The sequence below is a fragment of the Roseovarius gaetbuli genome (assembly GCF_900172365.1).
GTDB classification, from domain to species: domain Bacteria; phylum Pseudomonadota; class Alphaproteobacteria; order Rhodobacterales; family Rhodobacteraceae; genus Roseovarius; species Roseovarius gaetbuli.
In genome coordinates this window covers 14,169-34,510 of sequence record NZ_FWFJ01000008.1, presented here as the reverse complement: position 1 = coordinate 34,510, position 20,342 = coordinate 14,169, and the positions used below count along the sequence as shown (strand labels likewise).

Genomic DNA, 20,342 nt, shown 5'->3' with positions numbered 1-20,342 from the left:
TGCGGCGCAGGGTCGGATCACTCGTGATCTGCGTAGGCCTCTTCACGCTCTGGGCTGACCTCGCGCGGAGGGCGGCCGATCACGTCCTTGAGGTCCTGCAACTCGATAAAGTTGTCGGCCTGACGGCGCAGCTCGTCCGAGATCATCGGCGGCTGGCTTCGGATGGTCGAAACCACCGAGACACGCACGCCCTGACGTTGCAGGCTTTCCACCAGAGGGCGGAAATCGCCGTCGCCCGAGAACAGAACGATATGATCGACATGCGGCGCAAGTTCCATTGCATCCACAGTCAACTCGATATCCATGTTGCCCTTGACCTTGCGACGGCCCTGGCTGTCGGTGTATTCTTTTGCCGGTTTGGTGACCATCGAATACCCGTTGTAATGCAGCCAATCGACCAGAGGCCGGATTGGCGAATACTCGTCATTTTCAAGCAGGGCGGTGTAATAGAATGCACGCAGCAACTTGCCGCGACGCATGAACTCGGTACGCAATAGCTTGTAGTCGATATCAAACCCAAGCGCCTTGCCGGCGGCATAGAGGTTTGATCCATCGATGAACAAAGCCAGTCGTTCATCCTTATAAAACATTTCAAATGTCCTTCCGAAGTATAGTGTCTTGCCCGGGGTGTTCGTGTGTGAGTGGTGAGGCAGGACAGACGTAGATAAATAAATTAGAGGTCTTGTACGCGACACACAAGAGCATCATGCATCCCAAAAGGATAGGACGTTCATGACATTCAATCAACAATGCTTGATCGCTATGGGTGGAAATATGCCGTCCGGCCTTGGCGGGCCTGCTGAAACGCTGCGCGCGGCGATGGACATGCTGCGTCACGAGGGCGCAGATCTCGTCGCGTCAAGCGGGCTTTACAGCACGCCCTGTTTTCCGGCCGGGGCGGGGCCGGATTACGTCAATGGCGCGGCGGTGCTTCGCTTTGACGGGGGCGCGCAAGAGATTTTGGCACTTTTGCACCGGGTCGAGGCGGCCTTTGGGCGGGAAAGGGTGCGCCGCTGGGGGCAACGCACGCTTGATCTTGACCTGATTGCACTCGGCGCTCAGGTCTTGCCCGATGTTGCCGGTTTTGAGGCCTGGCGTGATCTGGCGCCTGATGCGCAGACCTTGCGCGCGCCCGATCAGCTTATCCTGCCGCACCCCAGAATGCAGGACCGCGCCTTTGTGCTGGTGCCTCTGGCAGAGGTGGCGCCGGGCTGGGTGCATCCGGTGCTGGGCAAATCCGTGCAGGAGATGCTTGAGGCCCTGCCGCAGGCCGATAGAAATGCCGTTGTCGCGCTCTGATTCTCTGCTTGTAAATCCTGTATTGACAGCCTAAATACAGGGCTTCTTGCAAACCTGCCCCTAATATCCGGAGGTCAAATGGCCCGCGTTACCACAGAAGATTGCGTTGATAAGGTCCCGAACCGGTTTGATCTGGTGATGCTTGCCGCGCATCGCGCGCGTGAAATTGCCGCTGGCGCATCGCTGACCGTGGATCGTGACAACGACAAGAACCCGGTCGTGGCCCTGCGTGAGATCGCCGAAGAAACCCAGTCGGCGGATGATCTGCGCGAGCGTCTGATCGAATCGAATCAGAGCCAGATCGAAGTTGACGAGCCCGAAGAAGATTCGATGGCTCTGTTGATGGGTGGCGAGGCAGACAAGCCCGAGGCCGATGACATGTCCGAAGAAAAGCTTCTGCGGGCACTTATGGAAGCACAGGGTCAGGGCTAGGTCTTAGCCCCACCCAAAGCCAGGGGCGCAGATCAGATGATCGCCGTTGACGACCTGATCACGCTTGTTCGGCACTATAATCCAAAAACCAACGAAGCGTTGATTCGCACGGCCTATGATTATGGCCGTGCGATGCACGAAGGCCAGTTTCGCCATTCCGGCGAGCCGTATTTCACGCATCCCGTTGCCGTTGCCGCCATTCTGACCGAACAGCGGCTGGATGATGCCACGATCATCACCGCGCTTTTGCATGACACGATCGAGGATACCAAAGCCTCGTATCAGACCGTCGAAGAGCTGTTCGGGCGCGAGGTCGCCGATCTTGTGGATGGGGTCACCAAGCTGACCAATCTGCAACTCAGCAGCTCCGAGACCAAACAGGCGGAAAACTTTCGCAAGCTGTTCATGGCGATGTCCAAGGATCTGCGGGTTATTCTGGTCAAGCTGGCGGACCGGTTGCACAACATGCGCACGATCAAGGCGATGCGCCCCGACAAGCAGGCCCAAAAGGCGCGCGAGACCATGGACATCTTTGCGCCGCTGGCCGGTCGCATGGGCATGCAGTGGATGCGCGAAGAGCTTGAGGATCTGGCGTTTCGCGTGCTCAATCCAGAGGCCCGCGCCAGCATCATCCGCCGCTTTATCACCCTGCAAAAAGAAACTGGCGATGTGATCGAGCGGATCACAAATGACATGTGTCACGAGCTTGACAAGGCCGGGATCACCGCCGAGGTGTTCGGCCGCGCGAAAAAGCCCTATTCGATCTGGCGCAAGATGCAGGAAAAGGAGATGGGCTTTTCCCGCCTCTCTGACATCTACGGGTTTCGCGTCGTGACCCAGAGCGAGAATGACTGCTACGCGGCACTCGGAGCGATCCACCAACGCTGGCGCGCGGTGCCGGGGCGGTTCAAGGATTACATCAGCCAGCCGAAATCGAACGGCTATCGCTCGATCCACACCACCGTGTCGGGCCGCGATGGCAAGCGCGTCGAGGTTCAGATCAGAACCCGCCAGATGCATGACGTCGCCGAAACCGGGGTTGCGGCGCATTGGTCGTATCGTGACGGGGTGCGCAGCGAAAACCCTTTTGCGGTCGATCCCGCGCGCTGGATTTCGTCGGTCACCGAACAGTTTGACGCCGAAGAAGACCACACCGAATTCATGGAAGCGGTCAAGCTCGAGATGTACGCTGACCAGGTGTTCTGTTTCACGCCCAAGGGCGATGTGATCAAGCTTCCGCGCGGCGCGACGCCGATTGATTTCGCCTACGCCATTCACACCCGGATCGGGCATGTGTGCGTCGGCGCCAAGATTGACGGCATGCGGGTGCCGCTCTGGACCCGGATCAAGAACGGACAATCGGTCGAGGTGATCACCGCCGAGGGCCAGACGCCGCAGGCGACATGGCTTGATATTGCCACCACCGGCAAGGCCCGCGCCGCCATTCGCCGTGCCCTGCGCGAGCTTGATCGCGACCGCTTTATCAAGCTGGGGCGTGAATTGGCGCGCTCGGCGTTCGAGCATGTTGGCAAAAAGGCTACCGACAAGGCGCTTGAGGCGGCGGCGCGTACGCTGCGGCTCAAGAACGCAGAGGAAGTGCGCGCGCGCCTTGGCAGTGCCGAGTTGACTGCGCATCAGGTTCTGAACGCGGTTTACCCCGATCTGGTGCCCGATGCGGGCAACGAGGTAGCGCGTGATCTTGCGGTGATCGGCCTTGAGGCGGATCAGAGCTTTGAGCGCGCGCGCTGTTGCCAGCCGCTGCCGGGCGAGCGCATCGTCGGCATCACCTATCGCGGGCGTGGGGTGGTCATTCACGCGATTGATTGCGAAGCCCTGTCGGCCTATGACGATCAGCCGCAGCGCTGGCTTGACTTGCATTGGCACAACGGAACACACCCTGCGGCTTATGCGGTGACGCTTGATGTCACGATTGGCAATGACGCGGGCGTGATGGGGCGGATTTGCACCTTGATCGGAGAGCAGAAGGCCAATATCTCGGACTTGACCTTTGTAGACCGGAAACCAGATTTTTACAGATTGCTTATAGATGTTGAATTGCGCGACGCCGAACACCTGCATGGTGTGTTGTCCGCGCTTGATGCCGAAACCGACGTTGCCGCTGTTGAACGCTATCGTGATCCGTCCCGGTCCGGGGCTATGCAGAGCCATGAACCCTAGGAGCCCGACTGTTGGTTTTCAAACGCCGAGACAAACGCCCCTTCTGGAAAGTCATCTCTGACTTTCTGTGGCCCCGTGGTGGCTGGGCGCGGGCGTTTACCTATATCAAGCACCGTCTGCATCGCCTGCCGGATCCGCCGCATCGGATTGCGCGGGGGATTTTTGCCGGTGTTTTCACCACCTTCACCCCATTTTACGGGCTGCATTTCGTGGTGGCGGCGTTTCTGGCATGGGTGCTGCGCGGCAGTATCCCGGCGGCGCTTTTGGGCACGTTCTTTGGCAATCCGCTCACCTATGTGCCGATTGGCGTGGTCTCGTTGCAGACCGGGCATTTTCTCTTGGGGGGCACCGGCCCGGGCGAGGACGAAGTGCGCCGCTCGCTGGGCGGTAAATTCATTGATGCGGGTGACGATCTGCGCAACAATTTTATTGCAATGTTTTCCGAGCGCGAGGCCGACTGGCACAGCCTGCATGTGTTTTATGATGAGGTGTTTTTCCCCTACATGATCGGCGGGATCATTCCGGGCATCATCACGGCGCTGATTTGCTATTACCTCAGCCTGCCGGTCATTCAGGCCTATCAGAACCGCCGCAAGGGCGCGCTCAAGGCAAAATGGGCGGCGCTGAAGGAAAAGAAGGCGCTCAAGGCTGACGCCAAGCCAAAACAGGACTAGGTTCGTCTCGAGTCGCGTTACAACAAAGGAAAAGCCGATGTCGTTTGAGGGCAAACTGCGCCTTGGCGTGAATATCGACCATGTTGCCACGGTGCGAAATGCCCGCGGCGGGGCCTATCCCGATCCGCTGCGCGCGGCCAAGGTGGCCGAAGCGGCCGGCGCTGATGGCATCACTGCGCATCTGCGCGAGGATCGCCGCCATATTTCGGATGCCGATATCGACGGGCTGATGGCGGGCCTCGGCGTGCCGCTCAACTTTGAGATGGCGGCCACCGCCGAGATGCAGGCGATTGCCCTGCGCCACAAGCCGCATGCGGTCTGCATCGTGCCCGAAAAGCGCGAAGAGCGCACCACCGAGGGCGGTCTTGAAGTGGCGCGCGAGGAAAACCGCCTTGCCCATTTCATCGCTCCGCTGATCGAGGCCGGCAGCCGGGTGTCGATCTTCATCGCCGCCGACAGCCGTCAGATCGAGGCCGCCGCGCGCATCGGCGCGCAGGTGATCGAGCTGCATACGGGGGCGTATTGCGATGCCCATGCCGAGGGCCGCTTCAAAGAGCGCGATACCGAGCTTGACGCGCTGCGCGAGATGTCAGCCTATGCCCATTCGCTAGGCCTTGAGGTGCATGCCGGGCACGGTCTCAACTATGAAACGGTCAAGCCGATCGCGGCCTTTCCCGAGGTGGCCGAGCTTAATATCGGGCATTTCATCATTGGCGAGGCAATCTTTCGCGGCCTCGGCCCGGCGATCGGCGAAATGCGCCGGTTGATGGACGAAGCGCGCGATGGTTGACGGGATCGGCTTTTTCTCTGCCGCTCTCGCCTTAGCCGTGATTGCGGCGTCGCGATGATCCTTGGCATCGGCACCGATCTTGCCAATATCGAGCGGATTGCGCGCACGCTTGAGCGTTTTGGCGACCGGTTTCGCAACCGCGTTTTTACAGACGTCGAACAGGCCAAGGCCGAGCGGCGCCGCGATGTTGTCGGCACCTATGCCAAACGCTGGGCCGCGAAAGAGGCCTGCTCCAAGGCGCTTGGCACCGGGTTGCGGATGGGCATCGCTTGGCGCGATATGGCCGTCAGCAACCTCGAAACCGGCCAGCCCGTGATGGAGGTCACCGGTTGGGCCGCCGAACGTCTGGCCGAGATGACACCGCCGGATCATACCGCGATCATTCATGTGACATTGACCGATGATCACCCCTGGGCACAGGCCTTTGTGGTGATCGAGGCCCGCCCGATTGCCCACCCCCCCGGCTTGACACCCCGCCGCGCGCGCCGCATGTAGCCGGGGACCACTTTTTGCAGCTAATTCCGGAGACGCCCTATGGCATCTGAGGCCAAAGAAGGAAATTCGATCGTCGAGACGATCAAGACGGTGTTCTGGGCGCTTGTGATCGCGGGGCTGTTTCGCACCCTGCTGTTTCAACCGTTCTGGATCCCGTCCGGCTCGATGAAAGACACGCTTCTGATCGGCGATTTCCTCTTCGTCAACAAGATGGCCTATGGCTATTCCTATGCGTCCTGCCCGTCGATCCGCTTTGCCGGGCTTGATATTGATGCCAAGGATATCTGTGGCTTTCTGGATGGCGACAACACCCGCATTTTCGGCTCCGAGCCTGAGCGCGGGGATATCATCGTGTTCCGCCAGCCCACCGATGGCACCGATTTCATCAAGCGGGTGATCGGCCTGCCGGGCGATCGCATCCAGATGAAGGATGGTGTGCTGCACATCAATGATGTCGCCGTCAAGCTTGAGCCCGCGCCGGATTTCGTCGAGGAATTCAGCCGCCAGGGCCCGATGGGCATTCGCCCGCGCTGTGAAAATGGCGTTGTCGGTGAGGGCGGCGCTTGCATCAAGTCGCGCCAGATCGAGACCCTGCCGAATGGCCGGTCGCACAGCATTATAAATATCGGTGATCAGCGCGCCGATCACACCGGCGTCTTTACCGTGCCCGAGGGGCATTACTTTTTCATGGGCGACAATCGCGACAACTCGACCGACTCGCGGTTTCCGGCGGCGGTGGGCGGGGTTGGCTATGTGCCCTTCGAGAACCTGATCGGCCGCGCCAACCGGGTGATCTTTTCCTCGGCGGGCTCGTCGATGCTGGCCTTCTGGACATGGCGCAGCGACCGCTTTTTCACGAGGCTCGATTGAAGCTTTCAAGCGACATGAAAGCGCTAGAGGCGCGACTGGGCTATCAGTTTTCCAAGCCCGCACTTCTGGTGCGGGCTTTGACGCATTCCTCGATGTCATCACCGACGCGCGACGACAACCAACGGCTTGAATTTCTCGGAGACCGGGTCTTGGGGCTGGTGATGGCCGAGGCACTTTTGGCGCATGATCCTGGGGCGACTGAGGGCCAGCTTGCGCCGCGCTTCAACGCTCTGGTGCGCAAAGAGGCCTGCGCCGATGTGGCGCGCGAGGTCGATCTTGGGGTGGTCTTGAAATTGGGTCGCTCCGAGATGATGTCGGGCGGGCGGCGCAAAGAGGCGCTGCTTGGCGACGCGATGGAGGCGGTGATTGCCGCCGTTTACCTCGATGCGGGCTTTGAGGGCGCGCGCGATCTGGTGCTGCGGCTCTGGGGCGCGCGGGTTGGCGCGGTCAAGGAAGATGCGCGTGATGCCAAGACGTCGCTTCAGGAATGGGCGCAGGCACGTGGCCTCCCACCGCCCGAATATATCGAAACGGACCGCTCGGGTCCCGATCACGCCCCGCAATTCACGATCAAAGCCACGCTTAAAACCGGCGAAACCGCCGATGCGACCGCCGGATCAAAGCGCCACGCCGAACAGGCGGCGGCCCGCGCCCTTTTGGACAGATTGGATAAAAACACATGACCCGCGCCGGATTCATCGCCTTGATTGGCGAACCCAATGCAGGCAAATCCACGCTCTTGAACCGCATGGTCGGGGCCAAGGTCAGCATCGTCACCCACAAGGTGCAAACCACGCGGGCGCGCATTCGCGGCGTGGCGATGGAGGGCGAAAGCCAGCTGGTCTTTGTCGACACGCCAGGCCTGTTCAAACCCCGCCGCCGCCTTGATCGCGCGATGGTCGCGGCGGCCTGGGGCGGGGCGGCGGATGCCGATGTGGTAGTTCTTTTGGTCGAGGCGCATCGCGGCGTCACAGAAGGCGTCGAGCGCATTCTTGAGGGCCTCGGCGATATTGCCAAGGGCCGCAAGGTGGCGCTTGCCATCAACAAGATCGACCGGGTGCATTCGCCGGTTCTTCTGGCGCTGACCCAAAAGATGAACGCCCGCTTTCCCTTCGTCGAGACCTTCATGATCTCGGCTGAAAAAGGCCACGGCGTCGATCATCTGCGCGCCTGGCTGGCCGAACAAATGCCCGAAGGCCCCTGGCTTTATCCCGAAGATCAGATCGCCGATTTGCCGATGCGGATGATCGCCTCCGAGATCACCCGCGAAAAGCTGACGCTGCGCCTGCATCAGGAACTGCCCTACCAACTCACGGTCGAGACCGAGAACTGGGAAGAGCGCAAGGACGGCTCCGCCAAGATTGATCAGGTCGTCTATGTCATGCGCGATGGCCATAAGGGCATCATCCTCGGCAATCGTGGCGAGACGATCAAATCCGTCTCCAAGGCGGCCCGCGAAGAGCTTGAGGAATTCCTCGACCGGCGCATTCACCTGTTCCTTCAGGTCAAGGTGCGCCCCAACTGGCTTGAGGAATCCGAGCGCTATTCAGAAATGGGGCTTAATTTCAAGGACGGCAACTAGGGTCATGCTCTTGGGCTTCTTCTTGGCAAAAATACTCCCGCCGGAGGTGCCCGCGCGCGCGACAGGCACCCCCGCCTGATGGCGCGCCTGACCGCCTCGTTCTGGGTGCAGGCCTATCTTGCGCGGCTTCGGCTTGCGGATATTCCCGCCTTTGTCGTGGCCCATGGCGATGACACCGGCGGCGCGGTTCTGGTCAAACTCAACACGCTCGACGGTCAGGCGCACGCCTATCAGCGGTCGTTTGATTTGATGACTGGCGCGCGGGCCTGGGTGGTTCTGGCCGAGGGGGCCGAGGCCGAGGTTGACGCGGCTATCACCCGCCAGCGCGGGTTTGACCCGGATGTCTGGGTGATCGAGGTCGAAGATCGCGCCGGGCGCCACCTGCTTGATGAGCCGGGTCTGTCCGACTGAAACGCCAAGGGGCTTGGCAGGGCGCGCCGTCTGGTGTGCAATGGCGCGGACAGGGTTAGGGAACAACTGATGGACTGGCGCGATCAGGGGATATTGCTGGCAAGCCGCAGGCACGGCGAAAATGCCGCGATCATCGAGGTTCTGACGCCCGAGCGCGGGCGTCATGCCGGTGTGGTGCGCGGTGGCGCATCGCGCAAGCTTTCCCCGATCCTGCAACCTGGCGCTCAGCTTGATCTTGAATGGCGCGCGCGGCTTGAGGATCACATCGGCACCTTTCGGGTCGAGCCGATGCGCTCACGCGCTGGCACGGCCATGGGCGACAGGCTGGCGCTGGCGGGGCTGAACGCGGTGACGTCGCTCTTGCTCTTTTGCCTGCCTGAACGCGAAGCCTGCCTGTCGCTTTACCGGCGCACCGAGACATTGCTTGACCTGCTGGATCAGCCGGAAATTTGGCCGCTGGCCTATCTCAACTGGGAATTGGCCTTGCTGGAAGAGATGGGCTTTGGCCTTGATCTGCGCGCCTGTGCGGTGATGGGGCCGGAGGCCAACGACCTGTCGTTCGTCTCGCCGCGCAGCGGGCGTGCCGTGTCGCGCGCGGGGGCGGGGGAATGGGCCGATCGGTTGTTGCCCCTGCCGCCCTGCATGCTCGGTCAGGGGCCCGCGCCCGATGCCGAGATCTTGCAGGGGTTCGATCTGACGGGGCATTTCCTGCGCAATCATCTCGCCCCCGAGCTTGGCAACAAGCCACTGCCCGATGCGCGTCAAAGGTTTATTGATCGGTTTGCGCAGCGCACTCATCGGCCCTGACAGGCTGCCTCGCGGGTGGGCGGCGTTTACCTTGCGGCGGAAAAGATCATCTCGCGCCCGGCGTCATTGCTCAGGATCAGGATATCCCCGACCACTTCCACCAATGTCATGTCCGCCAAGGCGCGAAAAAAGCGGGTTTCGGCGTCAAGTTCGCCACAGGCGCGTTTGGTGGCCACGATGGCGGTGGGGGCAAACCACGGATAGGGCGCGGTCTGTTGGCCCGAATAGCTATTGCAGGGCGCTTGCCCGGCGATCTGGCCTTCTTCGGGTAGGATCAGCGTGGCACGGGCGCCAAAAGGTCGCCCGTCGATACTTTGCAAGGTCCAGGTTGCGGCATCCCCACCATAGCCCGTTACGGTTTCGTCCTTGCAGGCGCCAAACAGCGAGAGCACCGAGAGGAGAACAGCAAGCCGCATCCGGGTTACCGGAGCGCCAGAACCAGATCGACCAGAGAGCCGATCGCGTCTGAATTTTGCGCCGCGTCACGGTCGTGCAAATCTTCCATGCCGATGGCACTGGCGTAAAGAATGCGCGCCATTTCCCCGTTGTCGATGCCACAGGCCGACAAAAGCCCGCGCAACTGTTGCAACCGAGCCTCGTCAACCTCGGCCACCACGCTGGCGCAATTGCTGTCGTCGCGCGCCCATGCGCGGATCGCGGGCTCGGCGCGCAAGGCGGGGGTGTCGCTGGTTGATGTCGCGGCAATCATCTGGGCCGTTGTGCGCAGGCGTGTGGCATTGGTCGCATCCGCCTCTGCGGAGGCCGCAAGTGCCTGGCGCGCCGCGCTTTCCCAAAGGCCTAAAAGGGCAAGATTATAGGCCGGAACGTCGGTGAAATGCCAATAGAACGATCCCTTGGTCGCTCCGACACGGCGTGCCAGAGGTTCGGCCCCAAGCGCCCCCGGCCCCTGTTCGCAAAGCGCAGAGAGACCGGCCACAAGCCAGTCGGTACGAGTCAGTCGAGGGCGGCGTTGTGTGTTCATCCCTCAGGCATACGCTTCATGCTGCAGTGCCGCAAGATGCCCTTCTGTCACGCTTCGTCGCAGCACGAATGGGGTAGAACCCGTTGAGTGGGCGGCATTTATGAGTATTTCTGGAACGGTGAAAGCAGGCGCTTTCTGTTTCTTCTTGCTCTAAATATCCTCGCCGAAGGCATAAAAACTCTTTTCCCAGGCTGCCATTCAGCGCCTCGCGATTCGTCTATCCGGACAGGGCGCGCTGCTCAATCAGGTGAAATCGGCCAAGGGCGTCCTCACCCATCAAGGACAGCGAGGTGATGAAAAACGGGCGTGGCACGAGCGGGTCTATTATCGGGGCGAGTGCCGTTTGCGTCGCAATCGCCTGCTTTCGGGGAAGTTTGCCAGTCAGGGTCATGTGAAAGCGAAACGCTTGCATCACGTGAGGGTAGCCCCATTGCAACAAAAGCGCGTCTTGTTCGGGGCTGAGCCCCCCGGCGCGGCGACGGGCAAGTTCGACCTCGGTGAGCGGCGCGCGAAAAGGTTCGAAGGCGCGTAGGGTGTTGGCGGCAAGGACGCGAAGAGCGGTGTCATCGCCCTCCGGCACAAGTGCCAAAAACCGGCCGAGGCGGGCGAGGGTCAGCCCGTCGAGCGATACCGGCGTTGCGGTGCGGCAGAAGCCTTCAAAGGCGGCGAGCAATGTGGCTTCGCTTGCGCCGTCGCACAGACGAAAGGGCGGCTTCATCGTCGCATGCAGGCCGTATTTGCGCGGGGTTTCGGTGATCTCGGCCAAGGGCATCGGTAGGCCCGGCACCTCTGGGTGATCGACGTTGCGGCCTGCCAAGCAATTCCAGCCAAGCCAGGCCGCGCCGAAATCGGCAAGCGGCCCGGGCTCTGGGGTGACGTAAACGGCGTATCTTTTGAAAACCATGCCTGGGCCTTTTGGTCGTGTCATGATCTGTCAGGATCGGGTCGCACCTTCATGACACAGGGCATGGTCCGCGCCAATGCCGGACGCGCCGCGAGGCTTTGACAAGGCCGGGGGGCGGGCGCATAACAGACGACAAAGACACCCGTCAGCCTCGGAGCCCCTTATGACACCACCGCTTTTTGACGTGCCCGCCGCGCCGCAAGTTCCTGTTCTGGGGCAGAGCGGCACCTTTCCTGTCCGCCGGATTTTCTGCGTCGGGCGCAATTATGCCGCCCATGCCGCCGAGATGGGCAATGAGGTTGATCGCGAGGCGCCGTTCTATTTCACCAAATCCGCGCATGCGATCTGTTACAGCGGGGCAAGCATCGCCTATCCGCTTGGCACGCAGGATTGTCATTACGAGATGGAGTTTGTCGTCGGGATCGGCGCGCCCGCCTTTCGGGCGACCAAGGCTAATGCGATGCAGGCGGTTTACGGCTATGCCTGCGGCATCGACCTGACGCGCCGCGATCTACAGACGCAGGCCAAGGACAAGCGTCGGCCATGGGATTTGGGCAAGGACTTTGAGGACTCGGCGATCATCGCGCCGCTGACCCCGGCAGCAGAGTTTGGCGAGATCGCCGATCAAGCGATCCGCCTCACGCTCGACGGCGTCGTCGCGCAAGAGGCGCAGCTAAGCGATATGGTCTGGTCGGTGCCCGAAGTGATCGCGCATCTGTCGCAATTCTATCACCTGATGCCGGGCGACCTTATTTATACCGGCACCCCGGCGGGTGTCGGGCCGGTCAAACCCGGCAGCGATCTGCACGGTCAGATCGAAGGGCTGAGCGACCTTTTTCTGAACATCGGCGCACCCGAGTAGGCGCGCGGCATGTCAGATGGAAAGCAACCTGAGCCGGGCGGCTGGCTTGCGCATGTGCCGGTCACGCTTTTCACCGTCGTGATGGGGCTTTGCGGCTTTACGCTCGCGCTTCGGGCGGGCGAGGCGGCGCTTGGGCTAGGGCATTTCGCATCCGGCGCGGCGCATGTTCTGAGCATGCTGGTGTTTGCGGCGGTGTCGGTTTTGTATATCGCCAAGGGCCTGCGCCATCCGGGCGCGGTGGTGGGCGAATGGCAGCACCCGGTCAAGCTTGCGTTCTTTCCCGCGATCTCGATCGCGCTTGTGCTGATGTCGGTGGTGATGCTCGATCCGGCGCCGGGATTGGCGCGGGCCATGTGGCTTGTGGCGGTGCCGATGCAGCTTGTTCTGACGATCTCGGTGGTCAGCGGCTGGATCAGTGCGCGGTCGTTTCAGCATGGCCATCTGACGCCGGCCTGGTTCATTCCGGCGGTGGGCAATGTGATCGTGGCGATTGCCGGTGTGCCTTTGGGCTATCTTGAGATCAGTTGGTTTTTCACTTCGGTCGGGCTTGTTTTCTGGATCGTTTTCCTGGTTCTGGTGATGAACCGGCTTATTTTTCACGATCCCTTGCCGCAGCGGCTTCAGCCGACGCTGGTCATCCTGATCGCGCCGCCCTCGGTTGGGTTTCTGGCCTGGGTTGCGCTTGTGGGCGGGATTGATCCCTTTGCCCATGTGCTCTTGAACGTGGCTTACTTGTTCACGCTGATCGTGGCGGTGCAATTGCCAAGGCTGCTGAGGCTGTCGTTTTCGCTGGCGTTCTGGGCGCTCAGCTTTCCGATGGCGGGGGTGACGATCGCAAGCTTTACCTACGCAGAGGCCACCGGATCGGCGGGGCATCGCATCATCGGGCTTGGCCTGTTGGCGGTGCTTTGTGTGATCATACTGGGGTTGCTGTTCCGCACCGCAAAAGCGATGCGAAACAACGAGGTTTTCGTGCCTGATTAATCGAGCAGGCGGCGGGTGATGACCTGGGCCTGAATTTCCGCGGCCCCTTCGAAGATGTTGAGAATACGCGCGTCACAGAGGATACGGCTAATGGTGTATTCAAGGGCAAAGCCGTTGCCGCCGTGGATCTGAAGCCCGTTGTCGGCCGCCGCCCAGGCGACGCGCGCGCCAAGCAGTTTGGCCATGCCCGCCTCAAGATCACAGCGCCGGTCGTTGTCTTTTTCCCAGGCGCTGAAATAGGTCAGCTGGCGGGCGATCATGATCTCGACCGCCATCATCGCAAGCTTGCCCGAGACGCGCGGAAAGTCGATCAGGCTCTTGCCGAACTGCTTGCGGTCGATGGCGTATTTCATCGCCACATCAAGCGCCGACTGCGCCACGCCGATGGCGCGGGCGGCGGTTTGGATGCGGGCCGATTCAAAGGTTTCCATCAGCTGTTTAAAGCCTTTGCCCTCTTCGCCCCCCAAAAGGTTTTCACCCTTCACATGGAAGTTGTCAAAGCCAAGCTCGTATTCCTTCATGCCGCGATAGCCGAGCACCTCGATCTCGCCGCCACTCATGCCTGTCGTGGGGAAGGGGGCCTCGTCGGTACCGGGCGTTTTCTCGGCCAGGAACATCGACAAGCCGCGGTGATCGGTGGTGTCGGGCTTGGTGCGCGCCAAAAGGGTCATCACATGGGTGCGCGCGGCGTGGGTGATCCAGGTCTTGTTGCCGGTCACCTTCCAGTCGCCGTTCTCGTCCTTGACGGCGCGGGTGCGCAACGACCCAAGATCAGAGCCGGTATTGGGTTCGGTAAACACCGCCGTCGGCAGGATTTCGGCGCTGGCCAGTTTCGGCAACCACTGCGCCTTTTGCGCCTCGGTGCCGCCGCACAGGATCAGCTCTGCGGCGATCTCGGAGCGGGTGCCGAGGCTGCCGACGCCGATATAGCCACGGCTGAGTTCCTCGGAGACCACCACCATCGAGGCCTTGGACAGGCCAAAGCCGCCGAATTCTTCGGGGATGGTCAAGCCAAAGACACCCATTTCGGCGAGTTCCTCGATGATCTCCATCGGGATAAGCTCGTCCTTGAGGTGCCATTCGTGGGCGTGGGGTTCGACCTTGTCGACCGAGAAGCGGCGGAATTGCTCGCGGATCATTTCAAGTTCGTCATCAAGCCCGGTGCGCCCGACGGTGATCTCGGCAGAGCGTTCCTGCATCAGCTCGACAAGACGGGTGCGCGCGGCTTGACTGTTGCCTTCGGCGATCAGGGTGGCGACCGCAGGCGTGACAAGCGCGCCGATATCGGCGGCGTTTAGGCCCATGTCATGCGGGCGGATGATCTCGCCCTGATTCATCAGGATGCCGCCTTGAATCTGGCCAAGATATTCGCCAAAGCCGATCTGCAGCAAAAGCTGTTCGACCTCGCCAAAAGTGCCGGAATCGTTCAGCCGGGTCGCCCAATGCTGCATCTGCCGCAAAGATTCCGTATAGGTCGCGAGCCAGGCCAGACCATGGGCCGCGCTCTGGTTCGCCTCGATCGCGGCGCCAGACACGCGGCCATCAACGCTAACCATTTGGCGAATATTGGCTTTTGCCGCCTCGAAGAGGGTTTCAACCGGGGCAATCGACGCGCCTGTCAGGGCCAGAAGGTCGCCCAAAATGATTGGTTTCGCCATTGCAATATCCTGTCCGTCATGTGCCATTTAACGCGTCCTTTCGTGGTTGCGGCTTGTTTTATCTACTTCGCAGGTGCAGCGCAACTATTTTACGAAAAGGATGATGTTTTTGATTGAAAGTTGCGCATTGATTTTCTGCAGTGCCGCACTAACGGGCATGTTAAGAGGGGGTCATGGAAGCATTCTTTGATATCGGGCCGCTTTGGGTCTGGGCCTTTGCCTTTGGCGTGGTGATCTGTGCGGGCATGGTCAAGGGCGTGGTCGGCTTTGCCATGCCGACGGTGATGATGGCCGGGCTTAGCTCGGTCATGGCGCCTGATCTGGCGCTGGCGGCGCTGATCCTGCCGACGCTGGCCACCAATCTCTGGCAGGCCCTGCGCCAGGGCGCGCGCGCCGCCCTGGCCTCGGTGCGCCGGTTCCGGGTGTTCCTAATGGTGGGCGGCGTGGTGATGGTGCTGGCGGCGCAGCTGGTGCCGGTCTTGCCACCGGCGGGCATGCTGTTGTTCATCGGACCGCTGATCACGCTTTATGCGCTCTCGACGCTGTTTGGCAGGGGATTGCGGGTCTCGCCTGATCAGGGGCCAAAGGGCGAGGCGGCGATGGGCGCACTCGCCGGGGTGTTTGGCGGCATTTCCGGCATGTGGGGGCCGCCGACGGTTGCGATGCTGACAGCGCGGGGCACGGAAAAGACCGAACAGATGCGCGTGCAGGGGGTGATCTATGGCCTTGGCGCCCTGGCGCTTGTGGGGGCACATATCGGCTCGGGTGTGCTTCGGGCCGAGACACTGCCGCTGTCGCTTGGGATGATGCCGCCGGCGCTTTTGGGGATCTGGATCGGCTTTCGGCTTCAGGATCGGTTCGATCAGGTGGCGTTTCGCCGGATGACGCTTTGGGTGCTCTTGATCGCCGGACTCAACCTGATCCGGCGCGGCATCATGATCCTCTAGCGGCGCGAGAACGCAAAACGCCCCAGCCGTCGGGCCGGGGCGCTTGTTGGGTGCGTAGGGTGGGTGAAACCCACGCCCGTGACGCGGGTTAGCCGATTGCGGCGGCTTTGACGTCGTCGTCGATGTAGGGCAGGTACTGCGCGAAATTGTCGGCGAACATCTCGACAAGCTTGGCCGCCTGCGCATCGTAGGCCTCGGGGTCGCACCAGGTGCGGCGCGGATCAAGCAGGACCTCGGCGACGCCTGGCACGGCCACGGGCACGTCAAAGCCAAAGTTCTCATCCTTGCGGAATTCAACCTCGTTCAGCGAGCCATCGAGGGCGGCGGTCAAAAGCGCGCGGGTTGCCTTGATCGGCATCCGCGATCCGGTGCCATAGGCGCCGCCGGTCCAGCCGGTGTTGACCAGCCAGCAGGTCGCGCCATGCTTGGCGATCTTGGCTTTCAGCAGGTTGCCATAGGCCTCGGGGCGGCGCGGCATGAAGGGCGCACCAAAGCAGGTCGAAAAGGTCGGCTCCGGCTCGGTCACGCCGCGCTCGGTTCCGGCCACCTTCGAGGTAAAGCCCGACAGGAAGTGATACATCGCCTGCGCCGGTGTCAGCCGCGAGATCGGCGGCAGCACGCCAAAGGCGTCACAGGTCAGCATGATGATGTTCTTGGGATGGCCGCCAAGCGCGGTCTCGGAGGCGTTCGAGATATAGTGCAGCGGATAGGCGCAGCGCATGTTCGCCGTCAGGGAATCGTCTTCGAAATCGAGATCAAGCGTTTGCGGATCAAACACCATGTTCTCGATGACGGTGCCGAACTTGGTGGTCGTCGCGTAGATTTCCGGCTCTGCATCGGGGTTGAGGTTGATGGTCTTGGCATAGCACCCGCCCTCGAAGTTGAAGGTGCCGCGATCGGACCAGCCATGCTCGTCATCGCCGATAAGCGTGCGCGCCGGATCGGCCGAAAGCGTGGTCTTGCCGGTGCCCGAGAGGCCAAAGAATACGGCCGTGTCGACCGGGTTGCCCTCGGCGTGGTTGGCCGAGCAATGCATCGGCATGATGCCTTTTTCCGGCAGCAGGTAGTTGAGCAGCGAGAAGATCGATTTCTTGTTCTCACCGGCATATTCAGTATTGCCGACCAGGATCAGCTTGCGATCGAAGTTCATCGCGATCACGGTGTCCGACCGACAGCCATGCTTGGCCGGTTCTGCCTTGAAGCCGGGGCAGTTGATCAGGGTGAAATCAGCGGTGAAATGATCCAGCATGTCGCGCTCGGGGCGGCGCAGCATGGTGCGGTTGAACAGGCTGTGCCAGGCCAGCTCGCTGATCATGCGCACGTTGATCGCATGGGCCGGATCGGCGCCACCAACCAGATCCTGAACGTAGTAATCGCCACCCTTCATATAGGCCAGCATGTCGGTATAGAGGGCGTCAAAGCCCTCGGGCGACATTTCGGCGTTGTTTTCCCACCAGATGGTGTCGGCAACGCTATCGGTTTTGACGATGTGTTTGTCTTTCGGCGAGCGGCCGGTGAATTTTCCGGTTGTGACCAAAAATGCGCCACCCTTGCCCAAAGTGCCCTCACCCTTTTTCAGGGCGGCCTCGATCAGCGCGGGTTCAATCAGGTTGTAGTAGACATTTCCCAAGCCTGTGATCCCTTGATCTTCAAGCTGGAATTGCGGGTTTACCCGTCCGAATGTCATGTTGCCAAGCTCCTGTTTAGCCATGTCCGCGCGATGCGGGCTCTTTTGGGGCGCCGGCTGGCGGCGCCGGTCGGGCACTGTGCCCGGCTAAGCGCCTCTTAACATGACGCTTCTGTAAAATAACAGGACGCTTTGGCGCAGTTAGCGCAACCAAGCGCAAGTTAGCGCAACCAAGCGGCTGTTAGCGAAAACGGTAATCGCGGTGAGCGGGAAAAGTGAGTCAATTTAGCCATTCCTAAGATTTATTTGCGTCAATGGGGCGTCGCTTAGGGGCTGATTCGCAGATTTGGATTGATTGGATGCGCCAAACCAGAGCATAGTAGCCGAAAAAAGCAGGTAATCTGAGCAGTATAAGGAACAAATCTATGTCGAAAATCGCCCTTGTGGACGATGACAGGAATATTCTGACATCCGTATCAATGACGCTCGAGGCCGAAGGCTTTGAGGTTGAAACCTATAACGATGGCCAGCAGGCGTTTGATGCCTTCAGCAAGAAATTGCCGGATATGGCGGTGCTGGACATCAAGATGCCGCGCATGGATGGCATGGACCTGTTGCAGCGTCTGCGCCAGAAATCGCAGATGCCGGTGATCTTTCTCACCTCGAAAGACGATGAAATCGACGAGGTGCTCGGACTGCGCATGGGGGCGGACGATTATGTCAAAAAGCCGTTCTCGCAGCGTCTTTTGGTCGAGCGCATTCGCGCGCTGTTGCGTCGTCAGGATGCCAACAATGGCGACGTGGTTGCCGATACCGAAGAAACCAAGGTGATCGAGCGTGGCGAGCTGCGGATGGATCCGCTGCGCCACTCGGTCAGCTGGAAAGGCCAGGACGTGTCGCTGACCGTGACCGAATTCTTGCTGTTGCAGGCGCTCGCGCAGCGCCCCGGTTTTGTCAAAAGCCGCGATCAGCTGATGGATGTGGCCTATGACGATCAGGTCTACGTGGATGACCGCACCATCGACAGCCACATCAAGCGTCTGCGCAAGAAATTGCGGATGGCCGATCCTGAATTCTCTGCGATCGAAACGCTTTATGGTATCGGGTACAGGTACAACGAAGAATAATGGCTCTCGCCGAAGGGATAGAGATGCGCAATATGGCGCGGCGTCAGGATAACGACGTTGTCCTTGGGGATGATTTCGTTGCACCCGATCGGGTGGACGAAACCGAACTCACTGCGCGCCGTGCGCAGCGGGGGTGGTTCTCGTTTCGTGAATCTTCGCTGACGCGCAAGATTATCACATTCAACCTGATCGCCCTCAATGTGCTGGTGGTCGGGATTCTCTATCTCAATTCTTCGCATGACAATCTGGCGCTGCAACGCGCCGATAGCCTGATCGGGCAGACCGCCCTTATCGCCGATGTGGTCGAGGCGCGCCTGCCTGCCGGTGCGCCTGTGAGCCTGATGAGCGGTGACGGTCTTGATATCGAAGACACGCTGTCGCGGCTCAGCATTCATGCGGGTACCGAGGTGTACATTTTTGACCGCACGGGCGTTTTGGCGGGTCACAAGGTTGGTACATCGGCGCGGCTCGGGGCGGCGCGCGATCTGCCCGCGACGCCGATGACCGACTTTCTGAGCCGGGTCTGGGATCGTCTTTCGGCGCCGTTTTCCGGCGCAGAGCGCGACGGTCGTCAGCGCTCGGTTGAAGATTTGGCGCGCGACATGGTCGATCTGGCGGTGAATGGCGGCGTGCAGGTGCAAACTGGTGAGACGGTGCTTGGCACGGTCTTGTCGGTTGCGGCCCCCGTGATGCAGTTGGGGGAGCCGGTTGCGGTTGTGGCGCTTGCCAATGCCACCGGAGAGATTGACAAACTGGCGCGCGCCGAGCGCGAGCGCGTGCTGCAGATGTTCCTGATCGCGACGCTGGTGTCGGTCGGGCTTAGCCTTATCCTTGCCTCTACCATTTCCAATCCGCTTGCCGACCTGGCGATGGCGGCGGAAATCGGGCGCGAACGTAACCGCGGCAATGGCCCCAAAGGGCGCATTCGCATCCCCGATCTGACCGCCCGCCCGGATGAAATCGGGCGGCTGTCCGGGGCTTTGCGCGGCATGGTGTCTGCGCTCTATCACCGGATTGACGGGAACGAGCAATTCGCAGCCGATGTGGCGCATGAGATCAAGAACCCGCTGGCCAGCCTGCGCTCGGCCGTGGGCACGATGCGGATCGCCAAGCGTGACGATCAGCGCGAGCGCCTTTTGGAGGTGATCGAACATGACGTGCGCCGCCTTGACCGCCTTGTCAGCGACATTTCCAACGCCTCGCGGCTTGATAGCGAACTGGTGAAAGAAGAGCAGGAATCCTTCGATCTGCTGCATATGCTGCGAAATCTTGGCCAGTATCTTGGCGAAGAGGCCGACAAGAAGGGCATCGAGTTCATAGCGGATTTCCCAAATCAGCCAATCGTCATCACCGGGCTTGAGGCGCGTCTGGCACAGGTCTTTGTCAACCTGATCACCAACGCGATCAGCTTTTGTGAAGAGGGCGATGCGATCCGGCTTTGGGCGCGGCGCCGGGCCAACCGGGTGCTTGTGGTGGTTGAAGACACCGGCCCCGGCATCCCCGATCAGGCGCTTGAGAAGGTGTTTCAGAGGTTCTATTCGGAACGCCCCGAGGGTGATTTCGGCAATAATTCCGGCCTCGGCCTTGCGATTTCCAAGCAGATCGTCGAGGCGCATGATGGTGTGATCTGGGCCGAGAATATCCGCCCGACCCATGCCGATGCCACATCCGAGCCGCTTGGCGCACGTTTCGTCGTGGGTTTGCCGGTCTGAT

At 60.9% G+C, this 20,342-nt stretch carries 22 protein-coding genes; 16 read left to right on the top strand and 6 right to left on the bottom strand.

Features of this window, described 5'->3' with window-relative positions:
• Positions 1–17 precede the first annotated feature (17 nt).
• Positions 18–590 carry a LabA-like NYN domain-containing protein gene (locus tag ROG8370_RS05880; RefSeq protein WP_085826154.1) on the bottom strand — a complete coding sequence of 191 codons (573 nt, stop codon included), beginning with the start codon at positions 588–590 and terminating at the stop codon, positions 18–20.
• Positions 591–732: 142 nt separating this feature from the next.
• Here ROG8370_RS05880 and folK point away from each other — a divergent pair, with 142 nt between their 5' ends.
• From folK to recO, 11 genes are all read left to right on the top strand, one after another.
• Positions 733–1,299: a 2-amino-4-hydroxy-6-hydroxymethyldihydropteridine diphosphokinase gene (gene folK / locus ROG8370_RS05875; RefSeq protein WP_085826153.1), complete on the top strand. Its 567-nt coding sequence runs from the start codon at positions 733–735 to the stop codon at positions 1,297–1,299.
• Between the two features lie 78 nt (positions 1,300–1,377).
• A complete protein-coding gene (rpoZ, locus tag ROG8370_RS05870) occupies positions 1,378–1,731 on the top strand; it encodes a DNA-directed RNA polymerase subunit omega (protein WP_085826152.1) in 354 nt (117 codons plus the stop codon).
• Positions 1,732–1,767: 36 nt separating this feature from the next.
• Positions 1,768–3,909 carry a RelA/SpoT family protein gene (locus tag ROG8370_RS05865; RefSeq protein ID WP_085826151.1) on the top strand — a complete coding sequence of 714 codons (2,142 nt, stop codon included), beginning with the start codon at positions 1,768–1,770 and terminating at the stop codon, positions 3,907–3,909.
• An 11-nt stretch (positions 3,910–3,920) separates the two neighbouring features.
• Positions 3,921–4,583 (top strand): DUF2062 domain-containing protein, encoded by a 663-nt coding sequence (locus tag ROG8370_RS05860; protein WP_085826150.1) that lies wholly within the window; start codon positions 3,921–3,923, stop codon positions 4,581–4,583.
• 37 nt (positions 4,584–4,620) lie between these two features.
• Positions 4,621–5,373 carry a pyridoxine 5'-phosphate synthase gene (locus ROG8370_RS05855; protein ID WP_085826149.1) on the top strand — a complete coding sequence of 251 codons (753 nt, stop codon included), beginning with the start codon at positions 4,621–4,623 and terminating at the stop codon, positions 5,371–5,373.
• A gap of 54 nt (positions 5,374–5,427) precedes the next feature.
• The gene (gene acpS, locus ROG8370_RS05850; protein ID WP_085826148.1) at positions 5,428–5,868 is read left to right on the top strand and encodes a holo-ACP synthase; all 441 of its coding nucleotides are present in this window, start codon (positions 5,428–5,430) and stop codon (positions 5,866–5,868) included.
• Between the two features lie 39 nt (positions 5,869–5,907).
• Positions 5,908–6,738: a signal peptidase I gene (gene lepB / locus ROG8370_RS05845; RefSeq protein ID WP_085826147.1), complete on the top strand. Its 831-nt coding sequence runs from the start codon at positions 5,908–5,910 to the stop codon at positions 6,736–6,738.
• Positions 6,735–7,421, top strand: a complete 687-nt coding sequence (rnc, locus tag ROG8370_RS05840) for a ribonuclease III (RefSeq protein ID WP_085826146.1) — start codon at positions 6,735–6,737, stop codon at positions 7,419–7,421. The genes lepB and rnc overlap by 4 nt, the downstream gene beginning before the upstream one ends.
• A complete protein-coding gene (gene era, locus ROG8370_RS05835) occupies positions 7,418–8,320 on the top strand; it encodes a GTPase Era (protein ID WP_085826145.1) in 903 nt (300 codons plus the stop codon). Before rnc ends, era begins: the two co-directional genes overlap by 4 nt.
• Positions 8,321–8,398: 78 nt before the next feature.
• Positions 8,399–8,731, top strand: a complete 333-nt coding sequence (locus ROG8370_RS05830) for a DUF1491 family protein (protein ID WP_085826144.1) — start codon at positions 8,399–8,401, stop codon at positions 8,729–8,731.
• Positions 8,732–8,800: 69 nt separating this feature from the next.
• Positions 8,801–9,538, top strand: a complete 738-nt coding sequence (recO, locus tag ROG8370_RS05825; RefSeq protein ID WP_085826143.1) for a DNA repair protein RecO — start codon at positions 8,801–8,803, stop codon at positions 9,536–9,538.
• 26 nt (positions 9,539–9,564) lie between these two features.
• Here recO and ROG8370_RS05820 read toward each other — a convergent pair whose 3' ends face one another.
• From ROG8370_RS05820 to ROG8370_RS05810, 3 genes are all read right to left on the bottom strand, one after another.
• Positions 9,565–9,954 (bottom strand): META domain-containing protein, encoded by a 390-nt coding sequence (locus tag ROG8370_RS05820; protein WP_085826142.1) that lies wholly within the window; start codon positions 9,952–9,954, stop codon positions 9,565–9,567.
• Between the two features lie 5 nt (positions 9,955–9,959).
• Entirely contained in the window at positions 9,960–10,520 is a 561-nt protein-coding gene (locus ROG8370_RS05815) for a TetR/AcrR family transcriptional regulator (RefSeq protein WP_085826141.1), read from the bottom strand.
• A 217-nt stretch (positions 10,521–10,737) separates the two neighbouring features.
• Positions 10,738–11,424 carry a DUF1045 domain-containing protein gene (locus ROG8370_RS05810; RefSeq protein WP_085826140.1) on the bottom strand — a complete coding sequence of 229 codons (687 nt, stop codon included), beginning with the start codon at positions 11,422–11,424 and terminating at the stop codon, positions 10,738–10,740.
• Positions 11,425–11,587: 163 nt separating this feature from the next.
• Between ROG8370_RS05810 and ROG8370_RS05805 the strand changes: the two genes are divergently transcribed.
• Together ROG8370_RS05805 and ROG8370_RS05800 are read left to right on the top strand one after the other, a co-directional pair.
• Positions 11,588–12,286 (top strand): fumarylacetoacetate hydrolase family protein, encoded by a 699-nt coding sequence (locus ROG8370_RS05805; RefSeq protein WP_085826139.1) that lies wholly within the window; start codon positions 11,588–11,590, stop codon positions 12,284–12,286.
• A gap of 9 nt (positions 12,287–12,295) precedes the next feature.
• Entirely contained in the window at positions 12,296–13,270 is a 975-nt protein-coding gene (locus ROG8370_RS05800) for an SLAC1 anion channel family protein (RefSeq protein WP_085826138.1), read from the top strand.
• Here the strand turns inward: ROG8370_RS05800 and ROG8370_RS05795 are convergent.
• Entirely contained in the window at positions 13,267–14,955 is a 1,689-nt protein-coding gene (locus ROG8370_RS05795; protein ID WP_085826137.1) for an acyl-CoA dehydrogenase family protein, read from the bottom strand. The genes ROG8370_RS05800 and ROG8370_RS05795 overlap by 4 nt on opposite strands.
• A 146-nt stretch (positions 14,956–15,101) precedes the next feature.
• Here ROG8370_RS05795 and ROG8370_RS05790 point away from each other — a divergent pair, with 146 nt between their 5' ends.
• Positions 15,102–15,875 (top strand): sulfite exporter TauE/SafE family protein, encoded by a 774-nt coding sequence (locus ROG8370_RS05790; RefSeq protein WP_085826136.1) that lies wholly within the window; start codon positions 15,102–15,104, stop codon positions 15,873–15,875.
• A gap of 88 nt (positions 15,876–15,963) precedes the next feature.
• On the opposite strand, the gene ROG8370_RS05785 is transcribed toward ROG8370_RS05790, so the two are convergent.
• Complete coding sequence (locus ROG8370_RS05785; RefSeq protein ID WP_085826235.1) at positions 15,964–17,562, bottom strand: phosphoenolpyruvate carboxykinase; 1,599 nt, start codon at positions 17,560–17,562, stop codon at positions 15,964–15,966.
• A 365-nt stretch (positions 17,563–17,927) separates the two neighbouring features.
• Here ROG8370_RS05785 and ROG8370_RS05780 point away from each other — a divergent pair, with 365 nt between their 5' ends.
• Both ROG8370_RS05780 and ROG8370_RS05775 read left to right on the top strand, forming a co-directional pair.
• Positions 17,928–18,629: a response regulator transcription factor gene (locus ROG8370_RS05780; RefSeq protein WP_085826135.1), complete on the top strand. Its 702-nt coding sequence runs from the start codon at positions 17,928–17,930 to the stop codon at positions 18,627–18,629.
• The gene (locus ROG8370_RS05775; RefSeq protein ID WP_085826134.1) at positions 18,629–20,341 is read left to right on the top strand and encodes a sensor histidine kinase; all 1,713 of its coding nucleotides are present in this window, start codon (positions 18,629–18,631) and stop codon (positions 20,339–20,341) included. The genes ROG8370_RS05780 and ROG8370_RS05775 overlap by 1 nt, the downstream gene beginning before the upstream one ends.
• Position 20,342: the final 1 nt, after the last annotated feature.